The sequence below is a fragment of the Neisseria sp. HMSC061H08 genome (genome assembly GCF_001836795.1).
Classification (GTDB): Bacteria; Pseudomonadota; Gammaproteobacteria; order Burkholderiales; family Neisseriaceae; genus Neisseria; species Neisseria subflava_A.
Genome location: NZ_KV830577.1, coordinates 23,107 through 43,857 on the forward strand (window position 1 = coordinate 23,107; position 20,751 = coordinate 43,857).

Consider the following 20,751-nt stretch of genomic DNA (forward strand, 5'->3'; position numbering starts at 1 on the left):
AAAGGCCGTCTGAAATTTCAGACGGCCTTTTTGATTTTTGACATCACCGGCAAACTCCCCTATCCTGAACGCCACACAAACCCCATTCCCAACCCAAAATGACCACGACCACTCCGCGCCGTGCCGTGTACGCAGGCAGCTTCGACCCACCCACCCTCGGCCACCTGTGGATGATACAGGAAGCCCAATCCCTCTTTGACGAACTCATCGTCGCCATCGGCACCAATCCCGAAAAGCGCAGCACCTACAGCATAGAAGAACGCCGCGCCATGCTCGATGCCATTACCCACCCCTTCCCCAACGTCCGCATCAGCGTGTTTGAAAACCGCTTTTTGGTCGATTACGCCCGCGAAGCCAAGGCCAATTTCATCGTCCGCGGCATCCGTTCCGCCGCCGACTACGAATACGAACGCTCGATGCGCTACATCAACAGCGACATCGCCCCCGAAATCTCCACCGTCTTCCTGATGCCGCCGCGCGAAATAGCCGAAGTATCCTCCACCATGGTCAAAGGCCTGGTCGGCCCCCAAGGATGGCGCGACATGATAGGCCGCTACCTCCCCGACCCCGTCTATCAAAAAATCCTGCAAGACCACAAAATAAACACATAAAACAAAGGCCGTCCGAACATTTCAGACGGCCTTTCCATTTTCATGGATTATTGACGGGCAAACATCAACGCCTGCAGGTTTTGATTCAACGTTTCCATATCCAACCAACCGGCGTTAATAAACAACATCAAAATCACCGTACCCACGCACAGCATGCCGATACCATACAACACATAACCCACCAAAACACGGCCTACCGTCGCATTTCCCATCCACATCAAACCGCGCACCTGCACCACAAACACCCAAGCCTGCCACAACAGCGCAAACACAGCCAACGCCGGCACATACAACACCAGCAACAGCGGCAAGAGCAAAGCCTCAGACACCAAAATAAAGCCCCACAAAGGCAGCCGGGGCGCACCGTAATAATGCAGTACCTTGCGCATCGAGCGGCTCAACACCAACCATTTCACCATCACCAAAATCACCGACAGGCACACCGCCGCCGTGCCACTGCCAAACAAAGGCGACATGCTGGCCGCGTTCACCACACCTAACAGCAGCAGCACCGCCGCCATCACCAAAGGCGAATACAAATACGTCTCCGGAGAACGATAGCGCAAACGCAAAACATCCCACATATCACGAACAAACATATACAGCATGGCATAAATCCAAAGCAAAAAAGCCGATTGTATCTTAGGCCGTCTGAAAATCAAACCGGCAAACTTAAAAACCGCCAATTAAAACGAAAAATAATTCAATACAAAACAAAATCTTAATTTACCGCTTCAAAAATAAAGCCTACAAACGCTTGCACAAGGCAACGAAATTTGGTTTAATTCACATCTCGCAACGAAACACGCGAAGGCCAGATAGCTCAGTTGGTAGAGCAACGGATTGAAAATCCGTGTGTCGGCGGTTCGATTCCGCCTCTGGCCACCACCAACCGCCTTGAAGCGGTTATTTTTTTATCTATACGATTTGCACGCCATACTTAGCGCAAATCCCGTTCCAGACCATGCGTCCCGATTTCCACACAAGGCCGTCTGAAAATTTTCAGACGGCCGTTGTTCATGTTGGCATGGCATAAAAATCCGCTTCACCGCCCCATTCCGACAGAATACGGCGCTTCCATCCAAATCGGCTGAAACCTTCGCGAACATACTGAATATGAATAAAGTTCAAGGCCGGTCGGTTTACTATATAATACCGTCCAAACCAACCATAACTTACTCATTGCAGGGAAGATAATGAAAAAAGTGCTGATCGTGCATTACTCGCAAACGGGGCAGCTCTCCAGCCTGGCGCAGAATTTTGCCGCGCCGTTGCAAACAGCCGGCGTACAGGTCGATTGCGTCAATATCGTACCGGAGCAGGCATTTCCGTTTCCATGGCCGTTTTGGCGTTTTTTCGATACCTTTCCGGAAACCGTCCATTTAAAACCTGCCCCGATTCTGCCGCCGCAAATTCCATCCGAAGATTACGATGTGGTGGTTATTGCCTACACTGTTTGGTTCCTCTCTCCTTCGCAACCGATGACCGCCTTTTTGCAACGCGAAGAAACGCGCCGGCTGCTGGACGGCAAACCGGTCATCACGCTTATCGGCTGCCGCAATATGTGGCTGGGCGCGCAGGAAAAAATGAAATCTTTGCTGAAACAAAACGGCGCCAAACTCATCGGCAACATCGTAAAAATCGATGCCTGCAACAGCGCGGCTAGTTTCATTACCACGCCCGCATGGATGCTGACCGGCGACAAGCGCTATTTCCGCTCCCTGCCCTCTGCCGGCATTGCTGAAGAAGAATTGGTGGATGCGGCGCGGTTTGGTACGAAATTGCGCGATACACTGTTAAACCAACAGCCTTTGGACGAAACCCTGTTTCAAAACATGGGCGCAGTGACAGTCAATGAAAAACTGATTTTCAGCGAACGTGCCGCCGGCCGCAGCTTCTTCGTCTGGGGCAAGCTTTTGATGGCGGCAGGCCGTATTTCTCCGCTTTTGCGCCGTGCCTTGCTGTGCTTTTACATCGTATTTTTATTGACGATGATTTTGGTGGTTTTACCCATCAGTGTAATTTTGAAAAAACTGCTGCATCCGCTGCTCAAAGGCCGTCTGAAAAAGCTGGCGGATTATTATGAGCAACCGTCAGGCAGATGATACGTTTCAGACGGCCTCAAACTAGGAATCCATCATGCCCGAAGTTATCCACTACCCCGAACGCCGTCGCTTTCAAATCGACATTGACGGTTTGGAAGCAGGCTATATCAGCTATACCGAACATAACGGCGGCTGGGACGTAAACCATACCGTGGTCTCGCCCAACTTCCGTCATCGCGGCATTGCCAAACTGCTGGTGAGCGCACTGATGGAATACGCCGAAACACACAACATCCCGTTGACTGCAAGCTGCGACTACGCGGCGCGGTTTATCGGTTGATTATTTTGACAACCACATCATGACATCGAATAACACACTCAAAGACGTTTATCTCAACCGCGTTTCTGCCTTCTTGCCCAATGCCCCCGTCGGCAATGACGAAATGGAAGCCGTCCTCGGCATGGCAGGCGATGTGCCTTCACGTGTGCGCCGTATGATTTTGCGTTCCAACGGCATTTTGTCGCGCCATTACGCCATCGATCCTGAAAGCCGCCGCACGACGCACACCAATGCCGAATTGGCTGCCGAAGCGGTCAACGGCCTGTTTGCACAAGGTGTTCCAGCAGAAGCCATAGGCAGCCTGGCCTGCGCCACTTCCTACCCTGACCAAACCATGCCCGGACACGGTGTGATGGTGCATGGCTTGCTGGATATGCCGCCTTGCGAAGTGTTCAGCATGGCAGGCGTATGCGCGGCAGGTATGGCGGCGATGAAACACGCCTACAACGCTGTGCGTACCGGCGAATACGCACATGCGGTTTCCGTTGCTTCCGAAAACGCTTCGGCGGTCATGCGCGGCGAAGTGTTTCAAAGTGAAACCGACCATAAAAAACTGGAAAACGCGTCCCCCGAAATAGGGTTTGAAAAAGACTTTTTGCGCTGGATGCTGTCTGACGGCGCAGGCGCGGTGTATCTGTCCGACCGCCCCAATTCAGACGGCCTCAGCCTGAAAATCCATTGGATAGACCTGCTTTCCTACGCTAACGAAATGCCACCCTGTATGTATGCCGGCGCAGAATTCCGCGACGGCGTATTTGAAGGCTGGAAACACGCCGATGCCGATTACGGCCGCCGCCACAGCCTGATGGCAGTCAAGCAGGACGTCAAACTGTTGAACGAAAACATCGTCCGTTATACGGTGGAAAAACCCCTCTCCCAAATCGCCGCCAAACACGGCATCCGCGCCGAAGAAATCGATTGGTTCCTGCCCCACTACTCTTCCGGCTTTTTCCGCGACCGCCTTTCAGACGGCCTGAAAAATATCGGCTTCGACATTCCGCAGGAAAAATGGTTTACCAATCTGCACAGCAAGGGCAACACGGGTTCGGCCTCGATTTACATCATCCTTGAAGAATTTATGCGCACTTTCCCCATCGAACACGGCCAAAAAATCCTGTGTTACGTTCCGGAAAGCGGCCGTTTTTCAACATGTTTCATGCTTTTGGAAGCAGTAAAGGCCGTCTGAATGAAGATTGACGACATCCCTCAAGACAACAGCGCCAGCTACCACGGCCACCGCAAAGTCATCTACGGTACCCGCGACGGCCACTACGAAGCGGCCACCAGCAACGGTTGGCAGGACGAAGCCTACGCCACCGAAATGGCAGTGTGCGAACTCGATGCCCAAACGCAGACCGCGCGCAAAGCCGTCGAAAAAGGCGAATACTCACCGCTGTACTACCATATGTTCCGCTGCCGTTATGATGAAACCGGCTTGGCCATGGCGGCAGGCGTATGGAAATGGCAGCTTCGTCGGCATTTCCGCCCCGAAGTGTTCGCCAAACTACCGGCCAAAACCCTGCAAAAATACGCCGATGCCTGCCAAACCGACATCGAAGGCCTGAAAAAGCCCGAATAAAAATAGGCCGTCTGAATGTTCAGACGGCCTGAACGCTTTGTTCCCCCTCGACGTTCCACTATAATGGCAACCCATATCCTTCTAAAAAATAACGCCATGCCAACCGACAACCGCCCGACTCTTGCCATCGACACCAGCACATCCTTTCTGTCCATCGCATTGGAACATCAAGGCGAAATCCGCCTGTTTCACGAAAACGTCGGCACTAAGCAATCCGAACAAATCCTGCCGCAAATCGAACGCCTCTTTAAAGAAGCGGGCATCACGGCCGCCGATTTGGGCTGCATCGTTTATGCACAAGGTCCCGGCGCATTTACCGGCCTGCGTATCGGCGCGGCGGTTGCACAAGGTTTGGCCACGCCGTTTGACACGCCCATGATCGGCATTCCCTGCCTCGATGCCGCCGCTTCATTGCTGCCGCCATCAAGCTGCGTGCTGGCGGCCACCGATGCGCGTATGGGCGAAGTGTTCTACGCATGGTTTGATACGCAAAACCACGTCCGTTTGAGCGATTACACGGTTGGCAAAGCCGCCGCCATTGCCGCACCCGAAGGCAAAACGCCTACCAGCGGCATCGGCAATGCCTTTGCCCTCGCCAACAAACCGCCTTTTGACGGTCAAGCCGATATGCCGACCGCCGCCGACTATCTTAAACTTGCCCGCAGCGGCCGCTATGTTGCCACCGATGCGGCACACGCCGAGCTGCTCTACGTCCGCAATAAAATTGCCCTGACCGCGCAAGAGCAAGCCCAACAAAAGGCCAAACCGTGAACCTGCGCCCAGCCTTACTTGCCGACTGCCCCACCCTTGCCGCCATCGACGCACAAGGCAATCCTTCGCCGTGGACGGCGCAGCAGTTTGAATCGGCGGTTCAATACCATCCCGACAGCGTTTGGCTCAGCCAGACAGACCACCAAATTACCGGCTTTATCGTGTGGCAAACCGTGTTTGACGAATCCGAACTGCACCTGATTGCCGTCGCGCCCGAATACCGCCGCCAAGGCATTGCATCCGCCCTGCTGCAACACTGGCAAAACACAGTGCAACAGCAAGGCTCAACCCGATTGCTGCTCGAAGTCCGCGCAAGCAATGAAACCGCGCAACAGCTCTACCGCAAACACGGCTTCCAAACCTGCGGCCGCCGCAAAAACTACTACGCCCTGCCCGACGGTGGCAGCGAAGATGCCGTATTGATGGAGAAATCATGTTAAGCAGCCGCTACCTGCACCTGCACGAAGCCTTGGGCTTGGGCCCGATGTGGCTGAACCGAAACGCCAAAATCATCCATGCCGCGCCTCAAGCCGCAGCCGCACCTGTCTGCCCCAAAACCATTGCCGCCGATACCGCGCAAGCCGTGCGCACTTTATCCGCAAGTGCCCATCAGGCACGCACCGCCGCCATTGCCACTGCGCAAACGGCCAAACCGGCTGTCCGCGTTCCCGAAGCGGCGCCCAAAGCCATGGCCGAAACACCGGCAAAAACAGAAAAAGCCGCGCATTCAGACAATCTGCCCCGTCTTGACGTAACCATCAGGCCGTCTGAAATCATGGTGGTCAGCATTTGCCCGTCCACCGAAGACAGCCTGCACGGTACGCTGTTTAGCGGAGACGTCGGCACGCTTCTCGACAACATCCTCGCCGCCATCGGCCTCAAGCCCGAGCAGGCGCACAAAACCGCATGGGTCAAAACCGCGCCCGTGTTCACCGCCCTGCCCGATGCCGAACACATCCGCGCCGAGCTTGCCGAAATGCAAAACGAGCTGACCGCCTCGCAAGCGCGCGCAGTCTTGTTCCTCGGCAAAATCTTCGACAGCCCCGACATGATCGGACTGATGAACGAATTGTGCGCAGAGCGGCCGCATTTCGTCATTCCCCACCCCGCCCGCCTGCTGATGCAGCCGCAACTTAAAGCGCAAGCATGGCAAATCTTAAAGCCATTGAAACAGCTTTTGGCCAAGGCCGTCTGAACATTCTGTTTAACCTGAAATCAGGTTTTCCACCAATAAAAAAGGGCGTGTTCGACACGCCCTAATGTTTTTCAATATTCCGCCGAATGCCAGAAAGGCTGACCCACCGTCGGCGTACTGGCGCGCGCTTTCTCACGCGCTTCCACAGGTTCCGCCTCATAAGCCAGACGGCCCGACTCGACCGCAAGCGCAAAAGCGCGTGCCATATTGACCGGATCGCCACTGCGGGAAACGGCGGTATTCAGCAACACGCCGTCAAAGCCCCATTCCATCACTTGCGCCGCCTGCGAAGGCAAACCCAAGCCTGCGTCGATAATCAGCGGCGTGTCGGGCAGGCGTTCGCGCAAGACTTTCAGCGCATAAGCATGAACCGCGCCCAAACCCGTGCCAATCGGCGCCGCCCACGGCATCAGTGCCTGACAGCCTGCATCAAGCAGTCGGCGGCAGGCAATCAGGTCTTCAGTGCAATACGGCAGCACTTTGAAGCCGTCTTTAATTAGAATTTCCGCCGCTTCGACAAGCTGGAACACATCCGGCTGCAAGGTGTCATCATCGCCGATAAGTTCGAGCTTAATCCAATCGGTATCAAACACTTCACGCGCCATTTGCGCAGTGGTCACGGCTTCCTGCACGCTTTGACAGCCTGCGGTATTGGGCAACACAGGCACACCCATTTCTTCCAACAACGACCAAAAACCCTGCCCGTGCGCTTCGCCGCCGCTGCCGGCGCGGCGCAATGAAACGGTAATCATCGCCGGTTGCGCGATTTGGACAGACTGCTTGAGGATTTCCGGCGTCGGATAAGCAGCCGTACCGAGCAGCAGCCGTGAAGGGAAAGTTTCTCCATATAGGGTAAACATGATGGATTCCTTTGTATTGTTTTTTAGATTTTAAGCATAAGGCAATCGGGCAACCCTGCCCGATATTCAAACAGGCAAAAGTCGGGCGCAAATACCCGACCTGTTGATTGCAAACCGCCTAGCCGCCGACTACCGGCCGCACGATATCGACTTTGTCGTTTTCGTTCAAAACCGTTTCCGCATACGCGCCTTTGGCGACAAATCCAGTATTCACGGCGACGGCAAAAGGCTTTTGCGGCACGGTTTGGGCAATAAGGTCGGCAACGGTTGTGCCGTTTAATGTGATGGTTTCATTGTTCAATATAATCTTCATGATGTTTGCTCCTCTTGTCAGACTTCTTATTTTCAGACGGCCTTATTCATTCCACAAAGCCTGAAACGCTTTAACCACCGCTTCGGGATTTTCCGCTTCGGTCACGGCGCGGACGACGGCGAGCGAGGAAACGCCAGTTGCCAATACCTCTTCAGCATTGTTCAAATCGATGCCGCCGATGGCGACGACGGGCGTGCCGCGGGCCTGTTTCACATATTCGCGCAGTTTCTCCAAGCCTTGCGGGGCGGTGGGCATTTGTTTGGTCGTGGTCGGGAAAATCGCGCCGCTGGCAACGTAGCTGGGGTGTACAGACAAAGCGCGGTCGAGTTCGGCGACGGAGTGCGTACTCAAACCCAAGCGCAAACCGGCAGCTTCAATCGCGGCGAGGTCGGCGGTGTCCATATCTTCCTGCCCGAGATGTACACCGTATGCACCTGCGGCAATCGCTTCGCGCCAGTGGTCGTTGATGAAAAGCTGGGTCGCGCTGTTTTGACAGGCTGCGACGCAACGTTCGATTTCGCGTTTCAACTCGTCGCCATGCAAGGTTTTACAACGCAGTTGCACCGTGTCGGCACCTGCTTTGACCATGCGCTCCACCCAATCGGCGGTGGGAACGACGGCGTAGAATTTGAGCGGGGATTTTAGGGGCGGGAAGGTCATGGGGTGTCCTTTTTCATTTCTTACGGAGCAATAAAGGTTGTCTAAAAACATCGAGTATTCGCATTCATGCCGTAGAGCAGAAGAGGGGCGATACTTGATGGGAAGCTTTCGCTTTTATAACCAACGGCGGACGCGCCGACAATAAGACTCGTACTCTGCGCCGAATTTCTGCGCCAAAACACGTTCTTCGGGCATGATTTGAAACCACGTCATATAGGCAACAAATGCAGCCAAAAACAACCACGGCAGCGGGTGCGCCAAATAGCCCGCCCAGGCGACCAGCCAGCAGCCCAGACCCGCATACATCGGATTGCGACTGAAACGGTACACGCCGTCTGAAACGAAGTGTTCGGTTTGTTCGGGGTTTAGCGGGCTGACGGTCGTGCGCAAACGGCGAAACGCCCACACACCTAATACGCTCAACAGAGTCCCAAACACCATGAAAACAACCGACAGCAATATAGGAAAGCGCGGCAATATGTCGGCTAACGCCGACACTTGGGTAGAGATGTACATCAACAACGCACAAATAAAACATATCGCCGGCGGCGGAATTTTGGTTTCTAAATTCATATTGTTACCTTTATAAAACTGATAGCGCGACGTTTTCAGACGAACTAAAGCTTATTTTACCTAAAACTTATTTTTCAATATACGCCAAACCGCTTTCTTCATCACGTTCGGGCGCGTCTTTTCCGTCAAACAGTGCCACTGCCAATCTGACGGCGGCGGCGGTTACGGCGGGAGAAATCATGAAACCGTGGCTGAAACAGCCGAAAATCTGTGTTTAGGTTTCGGCTGTTGGGGGGAAGGGCTTTTTTGCAAAGGTCTCGGCCTTTTAAACGGTTTGAAAAAGGACGTGTCGAACACGTCCTTTTTTCCTATTACAACAGGAATATGGTTGCCAATCCCAAGAAAATCAGGAAGCCGCCGGAGTCGGTGACCGCGGTAATCAGCACCGAGCTGCCCAATGCTGGGTCGCGTCCGGCTTTGTCCATCATAACGGGGATAAGGACGCCGACGGTCGCGGCAAGCAAAAGGTTCAAAGTCATCGCGGCCACCATGACCAAACCGATGCCGATGTTGCCGTAGAGCAGCCATGAAATCACACCCATTACCGTGCCCCAAATAATGCCGTTGACGAGGGCGACGCCGACTTCTTTTTTCAACAGGCGGCCTGCCTGTGTGCCGGTCATTTGCCCCATTGCCATGGCGCGGACGATCATGGTGATGGTTTGGTTGCCGGAGTTGCCGCCGATGCCGGCGACGATGGGCATCAGCGCAGCCAGTGCGACGATTTTCTCGATACTGCCTTCAAATGCGCCAATTACGCGGCTGGCGATAAAGGCGGTACACAGGTTGATGGCAAGCCACATCCAGCGGTTTTTCACCGAGTCCCAAATCGGGGCGAACAAGTCCTCTTCTTCTTGCAAACCGGCCATGTTAAACATGTCGGCTTCGGATTCTTCACGGATCACGTCCACCATTTCGTCAATGGTGATCCTGCCGATCAGCTTTTTGTTTTCATCGACAACCGGCGCGGTGACCAAGTCATAACGTTCAAACGCCTGTGCCGCTTCTTCCACGTCGTCTTCGGGACGGAAGCGCACGACATCGGTGGCCATCACGTCCGCCACCATGTCTTCGGGGTCGGCGACCAAGAGTTTGCGGATGGGCAGCACGCCTTGCAACACGTCGTTTTCATCAACCACGAAAATCTTGTCGGTATGGTCGGGCAGGCTGTCGAAACGGCGCAAGTAGCGCAACACGACTTCACACGCCACATCGGCGCGGATGCTGACCAATTCAAAGTCCATAATCGCGCCGACTTGGTTATCTTCGTAAGACATCGCCGCTTTGACCTGCTCGCGTTCTTCTTCATCACGCGTTTGCAGCGCTTCGTACACCACTTGGTGCGGCAGGTCGTCTGCCAGTTCTGCCAATTCGTCTGCGTCCAAATCATCGACGGCGGCCAACAGCTCGTCTTTGTCCATGGACTCGATCAGCGTTTCGCGTACGGCGTCGGATACTTCCAGCAAGACTTCGCCGTCGTCTTCAGGGGCGACCAAAAGCCAAACGATGTTACGCTCGCGCGGCGGCAGGGATTCCAAGACGGCAGCCACGTCGGCAGGGTGCAACTCGGCCAAGAGGACGGTCAGCTCGGTGAACTTGTCGCGCAGGCTTTCGTCTTCAATCGGCACGCCTGCTTCGATTTGTTCAAAGGACGGCTCGAGGATTTCGCATAAGGCGTGGATGCGGTCGATATCGTCAGAGATGCGATCGTCAGAAATGCGGTCTTCTACCACATCATTGTCGGGGGTATGGTCGAGATTCGGAGGGGTTTGTTCGATGCTCATAAATGCTCCGCCCGCCGGACACGGGAAGGCATTTCGGCGGGATGATTATTGTTGTTGTGTATCAGATGGGAAGTTCAAAGGCGAACTGGGAAGGTCCATAATTCAAGCCTACTGAGAGGCACAGAGTTGTAAACGGTGCATATTCTACTCTTTTTTAGGCCGTTTTACCATTTTTAACGTAAAAGGCCGTCTGAAATTCAAGTTTCAGACGGCCTTTTCATTTGCTCAAACCTTATTCTTTAGGCAGGCGCAGGACGGAGACGATGAATCCGCCCCAAATGACGATCAATGCGACAAGCATCATAATAATGGCTGAAGTACTCATTATTCGTCTCCTTCACGTTCGTGTTCATGTTCGTCTTTGACGTTGAAGTTCTGACCATGTTTCCACGGCAAGAAAGACAGTAGGACAGACAATACCAAGAGAGCACCCACCATGCCCCAACCAAAGATATTGAGGAAGCTGTCAGGATAGCCGCTGTAATTCTCTTTTAAGAGGCCGGCGGTATCTTGATACAGCATATAACCAAGCATAGCGACGGTAACCACCACGCTGGCAGTCCACACTTTACCGACACGGATGGAAGACAGCGCGTTCAAGTGGTTGCGCAGTTCCGGCAGCTTGTGCAACAGGACAATCGCCAAAACATAAACAAAACCGGAAGCCACAATGCCGTAGGTATTGATGAATTTGTCCAATACGTCCAACACAGGCAGGCCGGTGGTCGTACCGAACAGTAAGGTAGAAATAATCGCCATTGGCACGCCTGCAATCAACGTTGCGCTGACACGGCCGATGTTCATTTTGTCTTGAATCGCGGCCACAATCACTTCAACGATGGAAATCATGGAAGTTAGACCGGCAAACACCAGCGAGCCAAAGAACAACACGCCGATCAACGCGCCCATAGGGGCTTGGTTGATGATGGTCGGGAACGCGATAAACGCCAAGCCGATACCGCTGGACGCCACTTCGCTGACTTCTTTGCCTGCAGCTTGAGCCATAAAGCCCAATGCGGCAAATACGCCGATACCTGCGAGCAACTCGAAGCTGCTGTTGGCAAAGCCGACAACCAAGCCTGTGCCACCCAAGTCGGTTTTTTTCTTCAGGTAAGAAGAATAAGTAATCATGATGCCGAAGCAGATGGAGAGCGAGAAGAAAATTTGGCCGTATGCGGCTACCCAGACTTTCGGATCCGCCAAACGGCTCCAGTCAGGCGTAAACAAAGCGTCCAAACCTTTTGCCGCACCCGGCAGGGTCAGGGCGATGCCCACCATGATGACAAACATCACCACCAACAAAGGCATGAAGAATGTGGATGAACCGGCCACACCTTTTTGCACGCCCAAAGCCATAATCGCCAGCGTAAACACCCAAACGGCAATCAGCGGACCAGCCACTTTGCCGACAAAGTCCAAGCCCAAGTCTTTGGCATCGGCCATTTGTAGGAAGTCTTTAAAGAAGAATGCCTGCGGATCCGCACCCCATGCAGAAGTGAACGAATAATAGGCATAGCTTGCCGCCCAGCCGACAATCACGGCGTAGTAGATACAGATGATGACGTTGGTCAGGAAGTTCCACCAACCCATCGGCTCAAACAAACGGCCGAGGCGGCGGAAGGCCAGAGGAGGCGAGCCGCGGTAACGGTGGCCGATGGCGTAGTCGAGCAGCAACAGCGGAATACCCGCCGTCAACAGCGCAACCAAATAAGGGAGGACGAAAGCACCGCCGCCGTTGTCGAAAGCGATGTAAGGGAATCGCCAAATGTTGCCTAAGCCCACGGCCGAGCCGATGGCAGCAAACATAAAGGCGCGGCGACTGCTAAACGTCGCGCGTTCGCTGGATTGAGAATTTGACACGATGAACCTCTTAAAAGTCGAGTGTCGCCAAGGCCATTCAGCCTTGCGCGTATATATTTAGGAATCAGGCCGGACAAGCCGGTCGGTTAAAGTAGATATTCGGACAAGGATAATATCCGGTATAGAGAATGCACCGCTTATGACCATGCAAACATAATCTGACCTTATCGTAAAAAAATTTAACACTGTTGACAAGTCATAATTAAATTAAAATCACAAGCAAAATCTTCATACACTACGACTAAAAACTTCATACACTTATTTATATAACACCCAAACACAGCATAAAACCCCCGTTTCCCCCTCCCCTCCTCCGACAATTTTCCCTTTGCTAAAAACCGCCCTCCCCTTATTCAATAAGGAAAAGCAAGAATCCAAGGCATTTAAATTCCACGTCATCAAAAATGTTCAGACGGCCTTTTACTTTTGCTCGATTAAACCCGGGCCGTCTGAAAATTACACTGTTGTATGTTGTAATCAAAAGCCACACTCAAATTCTGTTTAATATAAACAAAAACAATCCGCCTTTTCCCATTTCCTTCATTACCATGATTTAAAACGAGCATAAAACACCAAAAACAGAATTAATAAAAAATAAAATTTCAAAAAATATAAAATAACATTAAATTTAAACCTGTATTTCTACTCTAATCATCCACAATCAAAAATAATCGAATCAAAAAATTTCAATAAAACATTAATTACACAGCACTACATTTTTGCTATAATTGCCGCCATTCAATCCACAACCCAAACCCAAAAGAAGAGGAAAAGCCATGGGTATCAAAGTTGCCATCAACGGTTACGGCCGCATCGGCCGCCAAGTAGTGCGCGCTATTTTTGACTACAAACTGCAAGACCAACTCGACATCGTTGCCATCAACGCCAGCGGCAGCATCGAGACCAATGCTCACCTGACCAAATTCGACACTGTTCACGGCCGCTTCAACTCTGAAGTTTCCCACGATGAGAAACACCTCATCATCGACGGTAAAAAAATCCCTTACTTCTCTACCCGCAACCCAGCCGAATTGCCATGGGGTGAATTGGGCGTTGACCTGGTCATGGAATGTACCGGCGCGTTCACCAGCAAAGAGAAGGCCAAAATCCACTTGGAAAGCGGCGCGAAAAAAGTGCTGATTTCCGCTCCCGGCGGCGATGACGTTGATGCAACCATCGTTTACGGCGTAAACGACGACGTGATTACCGGCGACATGACCGTTATCTCCAACGCGTCTTGTACCACCAACTGCCTGGCACCCGTGGCCAAAGTGTTGAACGAAAACATCGGCATCGTAAACGGCGTGATGACCACTATCCACGCACTGACCAACGACCAAACCGTCACCGACGTACGCCACAAAGACCTGCGCCGTGCGCGTAGCGGCGTGGAAAACATGATTCCGACCAAAACCGGCGCGGCAAAAGCCGTCGGCTTGGTATTGCCTGCCCTCAAAGGCAAACTCGACGGCCTCGCCATCCGCGTACCGACCGTCAACGTTTCCCTTGTTGACCTGAGCTTCCAAGCAAGCCGCGAGACTTCTGTCGAAGAAATCAATGCGCTGATGAAAGCCGCTTCCGAAGAAGGCCGTCTGAAAGGCGTTTTGGGTTACAACACCCTGCCGCTGGTTTCTATGGACTTCAACCACACCACCCAAGCCAGCACATTCGACTCTACGCTGACCAAAGTAACCGAAGGCAAAATGGTTAAAGTGTTTGCATGGTACGACAACGAGTGGGGCTTCAGCTGCCAAATGCTGAACACCGCGCGCCGTATGTTCGGTTTGGAAGTACGTCCGTTCTAATCGGCTTCCAACACAAAGGCCGTCTGAAACATCTTTTCAGACGGCCTTTTGTATTTCCTTTAAAATATCGCATTCCCATTTATTTTCAGACGGCCTCTTCATGTTTTCCAACGAATCCGCCCCCAATCTGCTGCAAGGCTTAAACCCCGAACAACTCTCCGCCGTAACCTGGCCGCCACAATCCGCCCTTGTGCTGGCAGGCGCGGGCAGCGGCAAAACGCGCGTGCTGACCACGCGCATCGCGTGGCTTTTGCAAACCGGTCAGGCAAGCGTACACAGCATTATGGCGGTAACGTTTACCAACAAAGCCGCCAAAGAGATGCAAACCCGACTCGGCGCGATGATTCCCATCAACGTCCGCGCCATGTGGCTCGGCACGTTCCACGGTCTCTGCCACCGCTTTTTGCGCCTGCACCACCGCGATGCCGGTTTGCCGTCCTCCTTTCAAATCCTCGACAGCGGAGACCAGCTTTCCCTTATCAAACGCCTGCTCAAAAGCCTCAACATCGCCGAAGAAATCATCGCGCCGCGTTCTCTGCAAGGCTTTATCAATGCGCAAAAAGAATCCGGTTTGCGCGCTTCCGTGTTGAGCGCGCCCGACCCGCACACAAGCCGCATGATTGAATGCTACGCCGAATACGACAAAATCTGCCAACGCGAAGGCGTGGTCGATTTCGCCGAACTCATGCTCCGCAGCTACGAAATGCTGCAAAGCAACGAAATCCTGCGCCAACACTACCAAAACCGCTTCAATCACATTCTCGTTGACGAGTTCCAAGACACCAACAAGCTGCAATACGCCTGGCTGAAACTGATTGCCGGCAACAACGCCGCCGTTTTCGCCGTCGGCGACGACGACCAAAGCATCTACCGCTTCCGCGGCGCAAACGTCGGCAACATGACCGCGCTGATGGAAGAATTCCACATCGACGCGCCCGTCAAACTCGAACAAAACTACCGCTCCGTTGGCAACATCCTCGCCGCCGCCAACGCCGTCATCGAAAACAACGACGAACGCCTCGGCAAAAACCTGCGCACCGACGCCGAAGCAGGCGACAAAATCCGCTACTACTCCGCCTTTACCGACCTCGAAGAAGCCCAATTCATCGTGGACGAAACCAAAGCCCTCGAACGCGAAGGCTGGGATTTGGACGAAATCGCCGTCCTCTACCGCAGCAACGCCCAATCCCGCGTCATCGAACAAAGCCTGTTCCGCAGCGGCATTCCCTACAAAATCTACGGCGGCCTGCGCTTTTACGAACGCCAAGAAATCAAACACGCCCTCGCCTACCTGCGCCTCGCCGTCAATCCCGACGACGACAACGCCCTCTTGCGCGTGATTAACTTCCCACCGCGCGGCATCGGCGCACGCACCATTGAAAACCTTCAGACGGCTTCAAACGAACAAGGCATCACCCTCTGGCAGGCAGCCTGCAATGCCGGCGCAAAAGCCACCAAAATCGCCGCCTTCGTCCACCTGATTGAAGCCCTGCGCAACCAAGTCGGACAAATGCCCCTGTCCGAAATCATTGTCGGCATCCTCAAAGACAGCGGCCTGACCGAACACTACCGAACCCAAAAAGGCGACAACCAAGACCGCCTCGACAACCTCGACGAACTCGTCAACGCCGCCATCGAGTTCAAACCCGAAGACAGCAACTTTGAAACCCTGCCCGACAACATTTCAGACGACCCCGCCTTCCCCATCCTCGCCTTCCTCAGCAACGCCGCCCTCGAATCCGGCGAAAACCAAGCAGGCGCGGGCGAAAAAGCCGTTCAACTGATGACCGTCCACGCCGCCAAAGGCTTGGAATTCAACGCCGTCTTCCTCACCGGCATGGAAGAAGGCAGGTTCCCCAGCGAAATGAGCCTCGCCGAACGCGGCGGCCTCGAAGAAGAACGCCGCCTCATGTACGTCGCCATCACCCGCGCCCGCAAACGCCTCTACATCACCATGGCGCAACAAAGAATGCTGCACGGACAAACCCAATTCGGCATCGTCTCCCGCTTCGTCGAAGAAATCCCGCCCGAAGTATTGCACTACCTATCCATCAAAAAACCCGCCTACGACAGCTACGGCAGCCCGCGCCAAACCGCTGCGCCCAAAGACAAAATCATCGACGACTACAAACAGCCACAAACCTACGCAGGCTTCCGCATCGGACAAAACATCCGCCACGCCAAATTCGGCACCGGCGTCATCATCGATGCCGTGAACAAAGGCGAATCCGCCCGACTGACCATCAACTTCGGCAAACAGGGCGTGAAAGAGCTGGATACCAAGTTTGCGAAATTGGAAGAGATGTAGAAATTAGAAAGCTTAGAATGATAAAGGCCGTCTGAAAATATTCGTTATTATTCTTACATAAATGCATTAGAAACTTAGCACATCGTAGTTAATTGAATAAATAATTGGATTCTTTATTTAAATGAAGAAAATTGAATCAGTAGAAATAGAAAGGGAAAAAAATGGGATTTTTTAGTGAATTGCATGATGATTTGATGCAGGTTGAGCATAAAATTGCTCTAATAGATAAGTCAAAACTGTCAGAACAAGAGCACGAACAGTATGAGTTGATTTCGACAGTAGTTTTGTCCATGATTCAGAATCCTGTGTTATGGGAAGACGGTTGTTTATTCAATATACGATACATAGGTGATAATTTTAAAAGCCAAATTCAAAGTTTACAGAACAATATTTCGAAGAAAGAACTTATAAACATCCATGATTCCATGGTTAGGTTTTTAGTTGAACTTGATTTGAGCTATGGACCAGGAGGGCTCAATTTTTTGAGGATTGATTCATTAGGAAAAGTAATAATACCTTTAAAGGAAAAAATATATTACTCTCGAAGTGAATATGCAAATCAGATTAACTATGCTTTTTACAAAATGCCAATAGATATACTGTGTTCTTATATGGGCAACAAGGGCTTTAAGACATTTTTTGAATTTGATGAAAAAAAGGAAGCTATAGAAAAATCAATTTCAAAATATCAGGATGAAGTCAATAAAAAAATAGTTAAAGTTCAGGAAAAAATAGTAGAAGTAAATGCGCTTGAAGAAAAATTGGAAAAATACAAAACAGCTTTCAACTTTGTCGGCTTGTCCCAAGGCTTTGAAAATCTATTGAAACAAAAAAACGAAGCCAAAACAAAAACTTTCCGGTTGTTGAGTAGTTTAGCAATAGTTACAATTCTACCTTTATGCTTCAGCTTCTACAAAAAATTTATGGCAGATGTAGATATTTCTTGGCAATCCATGTTGTCCGTTATTGGCTTGGAATTTATTTTAATCTATTTCTTTAGAGTGGTTTTAAACCATTACCATTCGTTACAGACCCAAATCATGCAGTTGGAACTGCGGCAGTCATTGTGCCAATTTATCCAAAACTATGCCGATTATGCGAAAAAAATCAAAACTGATGATAAAGACGCGTTGGAAAAATTTGAAAATCTGATTTTCAGCAGTATTTTATCTAATCCTGATAAAGTGCCGGGTACATTCGACGGCGTGGAAGGATTAACGTCTTTACTGAAAGAATTGAAGAAATAAAATTAATTAAAGGCCGTCTGAAAACTAAATGGGTTTTCAGACGGCCTAAAATCTTTATTGTCTTACGTTCCAAATCATGTATTAGATAAAACTTGCAGTCCCATGGATTAGATTCTCAACCGATATTCTGGGGACAATCAGGCAAATAAAAGTCGTTAACTGCTCAATACATCGCCCTTCTTCGTCAACACATATTGATAAACTTCTTCTACCGTAGCCTCGTCATAGCTTTTACCAAAGCGTTTTTTGTAGCCCAGTTCGTATAGTTTCACATGATGCCCTTCCGGGATTTCAACGCCCACATTTTCCAAACACGATTTGGCGCAATGCAGATGACAGCCGTCAATAACCAACATCGGCCGTCCGGACTGAGCTTTGCGCACCAACGGCGCGACTTTGCCGCCCACGCCGGAAATGCACGACATTTCAAATTCTCCGGCATGGTCGAGCGCCACGGCTGTGTTGTTGGCCAGCTGCGCCACATCGGAACATCCGGAACAAGAATAAATTAAGGGAAGCTCATTGCGGTTAGGCATTTTCTATTTCCTTCGGTAGCGGTTTTTATCTTTATGTGTCCGCCCATGGTCAGTCTGTCAGGCGCATCATGCGTGGTATGTGGATATTCGGGTTGCACCCGTTTTCTTTTTTCAGACGGCCTACGGCTTATCCATTTATATATTAAAAGGCATCATAACTCAATACGATTAGACATTCTAGAACAAAGCAGATGCTACCTTCTAAAAAAATAAAGGCCGTCTGAAAACAGATAACGCTGCTTTTTCAGACGGCCTTTTTATTTGAGATTAATGATTAGGCTTTAGGTTCGCCATCATTCTCTGCTTTAGGCGGAACGGGGGCAAACCAGCCGACCAGAAGCAGCAGCAGGCCGACGATGATGAAGGAGACGATGAGCGCGATACCGCCGCTGTTGGAAAGCTCGATCAAGAAGAGTTTGACGACTACGATGCCCATCAGCGTCGCGCCTGTCATCCAGTAGGAACGCTGTTTTAGAATCAGAAATATAGTCAGGAGCAGATTTTTTAACTGTACTCCATCGCATAAGTCTGAAAAGAAAAATCGCGACAGCTCTTAAAAAACAAGCGAGTAAAAAATCTATCTTATGTTACCAATTCTATTCATTTTTTTATTTTTGATACCATTACTATTTTTTACTTGCACCCATTGAAATGGTGGTTGCCGTTAAATCAAATTCTTAAAATCTAGTAATGCTGAATATAAAATCGTCTGAAAACCTTTAAAGGCTTTCAGACGACCTTGGATATGTTTTGAATTCAATCTACAACTACTTAATCAATACACGTTTATCTGCCAATCCTGTCAATCTTGAAAAATTTTCTTTTTGTTTCAATTCACTCCAAGAAAACTTATGCAATCGCTCCCACTTAAAGTCATCTTGCCGAGTTGAAATCAATACCCCTTCAAGCGCAACCAAGCCAAAGCCATCACACCCCAAACGCAAAGCATAAGACTTTGCCTGCAGGAAGGCATCTTTTAACTGTCTTTCATTAGCAATACGATATTTGGCTTCCCAAATAAATCGAGCATTCTCTTCTCCACGTCGATCATTTGCAAATAGGGCATAATCAGGAAAAACACGATCATTACGCCCCATTCTTAAAGTCATCTGCCTTAGCCAATCATCTTCATCAAAACCTAATTGTTTCAATAATGGTTCAAGTAAAGTAATTTCTACATCCCGTTCATTACTTAAATTGCCAAAATCAGGCTCGTCTAAAAATGGTAATTTTGGCAGTATAGAAACATCAAAGTTTTTAGATTTTAAAATCTCTATGATTGCATTGTATTCATCTGATGTACATTCCCTTCCATTCACTCCTTGCATATTGGCTTTAACCAAACCTTTTTCTTTCCAAACTGGATTATTTTTCAATTCAGATAAATGAATCGTCGGAATGACTATGGGAAAGCCTACCCAAACTCGTTCAGGATAGTAACTAAATGGATCATAGTAGGTAGGAGATACCGCACGGAAGATAGCTGTCAATCCACTATATGGGGACAAACTATACAATAAAATAATATCCCCTATTTTTGTTTGCGGATTTCCCTGCCAAAAAGTTTGATATTTTTCTCCATTCTTCCTTAATAGATCCGTATCCTCTTTGGTTCCTCCGCTGATATAAATATTGATCGCATCAGGCAATTCATCGGTATTGATAAATTCAGGTAGAGTTTTTAACGAAAAATCATATAGAAAACAATTTAATTCTATATAGTCTAATGAATATTTTTTCCGAAATTCGTAAATATCTCGGCATAAATTTCCATAGTAAAAGAAACGATCACGGTATTTTTGTTTACTTGGCAGTATTGGCAAAGGTATATCAAATGACTGGAAAACTCTTTCCAACAAGAAAAACCGGTTAGTAAAAAAGTACGGAATATAATGTTCAGGGTCTTTTAGATACAAAAAAAATGAAATTCCATCTAACCATGCCAATTTGTTCCTACATTCCTTTTTATCACTTTCAGCAAGAAAAGAATCAACAAATCCTTCAAACTTTTCAATTGCCTGCTCAATATTCTCAGCACGTTCCCAATCTGAAAAATTTTCTAATAGGTTTTGTATAAAGACAAAAGTTTCTATCCAATAACCTTCACTTTCCTGTGTATATCCTTGCTGAAATAAGTAAGAGTATATTTCCTTCCATTTTTCTTCTTTTACCCATACAGATAAATTCTCAAAAAAGTTTTTAGCTTCTCTTGCTGAATCAGTTTGCAGATAACAATCAAAAATATAGCGATTAAAATACATACT

Annotated in this window: 22 protein-coding genes, 1 tRNA gene and 1 pseudogene; 12 read left to right on the plus strand and 12 right to left on the minus strand. The window is 50.1% G+C overall.

Annotated elements, in window-relative coordinates:
* Window positions 1-98: 98 nt before the first annotated feature.
* Complete coding sequence (coaD, locus tag HMPREF2675_RS07405; RefSeq protein WP_070814595.1) at window positions 99-611, plus strand: pantetheine-phosphate adenylyltransferase; 513 nt, start codon at window positions 99-101, stop codon at window positions 609-611.
* Window positions 612-658: 47 nt separating this feature from the next.
* On the opposite strand, the gene HMPREF2675_RS07410 is transcribed toward coaD, so the two are convergent.
* The gene (locus tag HMPREF2675_RS07410) at window positions 659-1,219 is read right to left on the minus strand and encodes a hypothetical protein (RefSeq protein ID WP_070814596.1); all 561 of its coding nucleotides are present in this window, start codon (window positions 1,217-1,219) and stop codon (window positions 659-661) included.
* 204 nt (window positions 1,220-1,423) lie between these two features.
* On the opposite strand from HMPREF2675_RS07410, the gene HMPREF2675_RS07415 reads away from it, so the two are divergent.
* The 8 genes from HMPREF2675_RS07415 (at window position 1,424) to HMPREF2675_RS07450 (ending at window position 6,541) form a co-directional block, all read left to right on the plus strand.
* Window positions 1,424-1,499, plus strand: a tRNA-Phe gene (locus tag HMPREF2675_RS07415).
* Window positions 1,500-1,807: 308 nt separating this feature from the next.
* Entirely contained in the window at window positions 1,808-2,716 is a 909-nt protein-coding gene (locus HMPREF2675_RS07420) for a hypothetical protein (protein WP_070814597.1), read from the plus strand.
* Window positions 2,717-2,750: 34 nt separating this feature from the next.
* Entirely contained in the window at window positions 2,751-2,996 is a 246-nt protein-coding gene (locus HMPREF2675_RS07425) for a GNAT family N-acetyltransferase (RefSeq protein ID WP_049332250.1), read from the plus strand.
* A 19-nt stretch (window positions 2,997-3,015) separates the two neighbouring features.
* A complete protein-coding gene (locus tag HMPREF2675_RS07430; protein WP_070814598.1) occupies window positions 3,016-4,182 on the plus strand; it encodes a beta-ketoacyl-ACP synthase III in 1,167 nt (388 codons plus the stop codon).
* Window positions 4,183-4,575 (plus strand): DarG family dialkylresorcinol biosynthesis protein, encoded by a 393-nt coding sequence (locus tag HMPREF2675_RS07435; RefSeq protein ID WP_070814599.1) that lies wholly within the window; start codon window positions 4,183-4,185, stop codon window positions 4,573-4,575. It abuts the gene before it with no gap.
* 96 nt (window positions 4,576-4,671) lie between these two features.
* Complete coding sequence (gene tsaB, locus HMPREF2675_RS07440) at window positions 4,672-5,346, plus strand: tRNA (adenosine(37)-N6)-threonylcarbamoyltransferase complex dimerization subunit type 1 TsaB (protein ID WP_070814641.1); 675 nt, start codon at window positions 4,672-4,674, stop codon at window positions 5,344-5,346.
* Window positions 5,343-5,786, plus strand: a complete 444-nt coding sequence (gene rimI, locus HMPREF2675_RS07445; RefSeq protein WP_070814600.1) for a ribosomal protein S18-alanine N-acetyltransferase — start codon at window positions 5,343-5,345, stop codon at window positions 5,784-5,786. The genes tsaB and rimI overlap by 4 nt, the downstream gene beginning before the upstream one ends.
* Entirely contained in the window at window positions 5,780-6,541 is a 762-nt protein-coding gene (locus HMPREF2675_RS07450) for a uracil-DNA glycosylase family protein (protein ID WP_070814601.1), read from the plus strand. The genes rimI and HMPREF2675_RS07450 overlap by 7 nt, the downstream gene beginning before the upstream one ends.
* A gap of 71 nt (window positions 6,542-6,612) precedes the next feature.
* On the opposite strand, the gene HMPREF2675_RS07455 is transcribed toward HMPREF2675_RS07450, so the two are convergent.
* The 8 genes and pseudogenes from HMPREF2675_RS07455 to HMPREF2675_RS07480 all read right to left on the minus strand — a co-directional run bounded on the left by HMPREF2675_RS07455 (window position 6,613) and on the right by HMPREF2675_RS07480 (window position 12,591).
* Window positions 6,613-7,401, minus strand: coding sequence for a thiazole synthase (locus HMPREF2675_RS07455; protein WP_049332237.1), 789 nt, complete (start codon window positions 7,399-7,401; stop codon window positions 6,613-6,615).
* Between the two features lie 118 nt (window positions 7,402-7,519).
* Window positions 7,520-7,714: a sulfur carrier protein ThiS gene (thiS, locus tag HMPREF2675_RS07460; RefSeq protein WP_070814602.1), complete on the minus strand. Its 195-nt coding sequence runs from the start codon at window positions 7,712-7,714 to the stop codon at window positions 7,520-7,522.
* Between the two features lie 42 nt (window positions 7,715-7,756).
* A complete protein-coding gene (gene thiE / locus HMPREF2675_RS07465) occupies window positions 7,757-8,374 on the minus strand; it encodes a thiamine phosphate synthase (RefSeq protein WP_070814603.1) in 618 nt (205 codons plus the stop codon).
* Between the two features lie 114 nt (window positions 8,375-8,488).
* The gene (locus HMPREF2675_RS07470; RefSeq protein WP_070814604.1) at window positions 8,489-8,947 is read right to left on the minus strand and encodes a methyltransferase family protein; all 459 of its coding nucleotides are present in this window, start codon (window positions 8,945-8,947) and stop codon (window positions 8,489-8,491) included.
* A 67-nt stretch (window positions 8,948-9,014) separates the two neighbouring features.
* Window positions 9,015-9,158 (minus strand): annotated as a pseudogene (locus HMPREF2675_RS11270) (FAD-dependent oxidoreductase); the annotation flags it as partial.
* 100 nt (window positions 9,159-9,258) lie between these two features.
* Window positions 9,259-10,731 (minus strand): magnesium transporter, encoded by a 1,473-nt coding sequence (gene mgtE, locus HMPREF2675_RS07475; protein ID WP_070814605.1) that lies wholly within the window; start codon window positions 10,729-10,731, stop codon window positions 9,259-9,261.
* Between the two features lie 232 nt (window positions 10,732-10,963).
* The gene (locus HMPREF2675_RS11065; RefSeq protein ID WP_036472778.1) at window positions 10,964-11,056 is read right to left on the minus strand and encodes a methionine/alanine import family NSS transporter small subunit; all 93 of its coding nucleotides are present in this window, start codon (window positions 11,054-11,056) and stop codon (window positions 10,964-10,966) included.
* Complete coding sequence (locus tag HMPREF2675_RS07480; protein WP_083323898.1) at window positions 11,056-12,591, minus strand: sodium-dependent transporter; 1,536 nt, start codon at window positions 12,589-12,591, stop codon at window positions 11,056-11,058. Before HMPREF2675_RS07480 ends, HMPREF2675_RS11065 begins: the two co-directional genes overlap by 1 nt.
* Window positions 12,592-13,367: 776 nt before the next feature.
* On the opposite strand from HMPREF2675_RS07480, the gene gap reads away from it, so the two are divergent.
* The 3 genes from gap (at window position 13,368) to HMPREF2675_RS11605 (ending at window position 17,951) form a co-directional block, all read left to right on the plus strand.
* Window positions 13,368-14,396 (plus strand): type I glyceraldehyde-3-phosphate dehydrogenase, encoded by a 1,029-nt coding sequence (gap, locus tag HMPREF2675_RS07485; RefSeq protein WP_070814607.1) that lies wholly within the window; start codon window positions 13,368-13,370, stop codon window positions 14,394-14,396.
* Between the two features lie 100 nt (window positions 14,397-14,496).
* On the plus strand, window positions 14,497-16,704 hold the full coding sequence (gene uvrD / locus HMPREF2675_RS07490; RefSeq protein ID WP_070814608.1) for a DNA helicase II: 2,208 nt from the start codon (window positions 14,497-14,499) through the stop codon (window positions 16,702-16,704).
* 161 nt (window positions 16,705-16,865) lie between these two features.
* Window positions 16,866-17,951, plus strand: a complete 1,086-nt coding sequence (locus HMPREF2675_RS11605) for a hypothetical protein (RefSeq protein ID WP_283127810.1) — start codon at window positions 16,866-16,868, stop codon at window positions 17,949-17,951.
* A gap of 155 nt (window positions 17,952-18,106) precedes the next feature.
* On the opposite strand, the gene HMPREF2675_RS07500 is transcribed toward HMPREF2675_RS11605, so the two are convergent.
* From HMPREF2675_RS07500 to HMPREF2675_RS07510, 3 genes are all read right to left on the minus strand, one after another.
* Complete coding sequence (locus HMPREF2675_RS07500; RefSeq protein ID WP_003748129.1) at window positions 18,107-18,487, minus strand: putative zinc-binding protein; 381 nt, start codon at window positions 18,485-18,487, stop codon at window positions 18,107-18,109.
* A gap of 274 nt (window positions 18,488-18,761) precedes the next feature.
* A complete protein-coding gene (locus tag HMPREF2675_RS07505; protein WP_283127814.1) occupies window positions 18,762-19,037 on the minus strand; it encodes a DUF2339 domain-containing protein in 276 nt (91 codons plus the stop codon).
* 217 nt (window positions 19,038-19,254) lie between these two features.
* Window positions 19,255-20,748: an EVE domain-containing protein gene (locus tag HMPREF2675_RS07510; RefSeq protein ID WP_070814610.1), complete on the minus strand. Its 1,494-nt coding sequence runs from the start codon at window positions 20,746-20,748 to the stop codon at window positions 19,255-19,257.
* Window positions 20,749-20,751: the final 3 nt, after the last annotated feature.

Excerpts from the sequence above, each read along its gene's own strand:
- coaD (WP_070814595.1), top strand. The coding sequence starts at position 99 with ATGACCACGACCACTCCGCGCCGTGCCGTGTACGCAGGCAGCTTCGAC.
- tsaB (WP_070814641.1), top strand. The coding sequence starts at position 4,672 with ATGCCAACCGACAACCGCCCGACTCTTGCCATCGACACCAGCACATCC.
- mgtE (WP_070814605.1), bottom strand. The coding sequence starts at position 10,731 with ATGAGCATCGAACAAACCCCTCCGAATCTCGACCATACCCCCGACAAT.
- HMPREF2675_RS07410 (WP_070814596.1), bottom strand. The coding sequence starts at position 1,219 with ATGCTGTATATGTTTGTTCGTGATATGTGGGATGTTTTGCGTTTGCGC.
- thiE (WP_070814603.1), bottom strand. The coding sequence starts at position 8,374 with ATGACCTTCCCGCCCCTAAAATCCCCGCTCAAATTCTACGCCGTCGTT.
- HMPREF2675_RS07420 (WP_070814597.1), top strand. The coding sequence starts at position 1,808 with ATGAAAAAAGTGCTGATCGTGCATTACTCGCAAACGGGGCAGCTCTCC.
- HMPREF2675_RS07510 (WP_070814610.1), bottom strand. The coding sequence starts at position 20,748 with ATGTATTTTAATCGCTATATTTTTGATTGTTATCTGCAAACTGATTCA.
- HMPREF2675_RS07455 (WP_049332237.1), bottom strand. The coding sequence starts at position 7,401 with ATGTTTACCCTATATGGAGAAACTTTCCCTTCACGGCTGCTGCTCGGT.
- HMPREF2675_RS11065 (WP_036472778.1), bottom strand. The coding sequence starts at position 11,056 with ATGAGTACTTCAGCCATTATTATGATGCTTGTCGCATTGATCGTCATT.
- HMPREF2675_RS07500 (WP_003748129.1), bottom strand. The coding sequence starts at position 18,487 with ATGCCTAACCGCAATGAGCTTCCCTTAATTTATTCTTGTTCCGGATGT.
- HMPREF2675_RS07450 (WP_070814601.1), top strand. The coding sequence starts at position 5,780 with ATGTTAAGCAGCCGCTACCTGCACCTGCACGAAGCCTTGGGCTTGGGC.
- thiS (WP_070814602.1), bottom strand. The coding sequence starts at position 7,714 with ATGAAGATTATATTGAACAATGAAACCATCACATTAAACGGCACAACC.
- HMPREF2675_RS11605 (WP_283127810.1), top strand. The coding sequence starts at position 16,866 with ATGGGATTTTTTAGTGAATTGCATGATGATTTGATGCAGGTTGAGCAT.
- HMPREF2675_RS07435 (WP_070814599.1), top strand. The coding sequence starts at position 4,183 with ATGAAGATTGACGACATCCCTCAAGACAACAGCGCCAGCTACCACGGC.
- uvrD (WP_070814608.1), top strand. The coding sequence starts at position 14,497 with ATGTTTTCCAACGAATCCGCCCCCAATCTGCTGCAAGGCTTAAACCCC.
- HMPREF2675_RS07425 (WP_049332250.1), top strand. The coding sequence starts at position 2,751 with ATGCCCGAAGTTATCCACTACCCCGAACGCCGTCGCTTTCAAATCGAC.
- gap (WP_070814607.1), top strand. The coding sequence starts at position 13,368 with ATGGGTATCAAAGTTGCCATCAACGGTTACGGCCGCATCGGCCGCCAA.
- HMPREF2675_RS07470 (WP_070814604.1), bottom strand. The coding sequence starts at position 8,947 with ATGAATTTAGAAACCAAAATTCCGCCGCCGGCGATATGTTTTATTTGT.
- HMPREF2675_RS07430 (WP_070814598.1), top strand. The coding sequence starts at position 3,016 with ATGACATCGAATAACACACTCAAAGACGTTTATCTCAACCGCGTTTCT.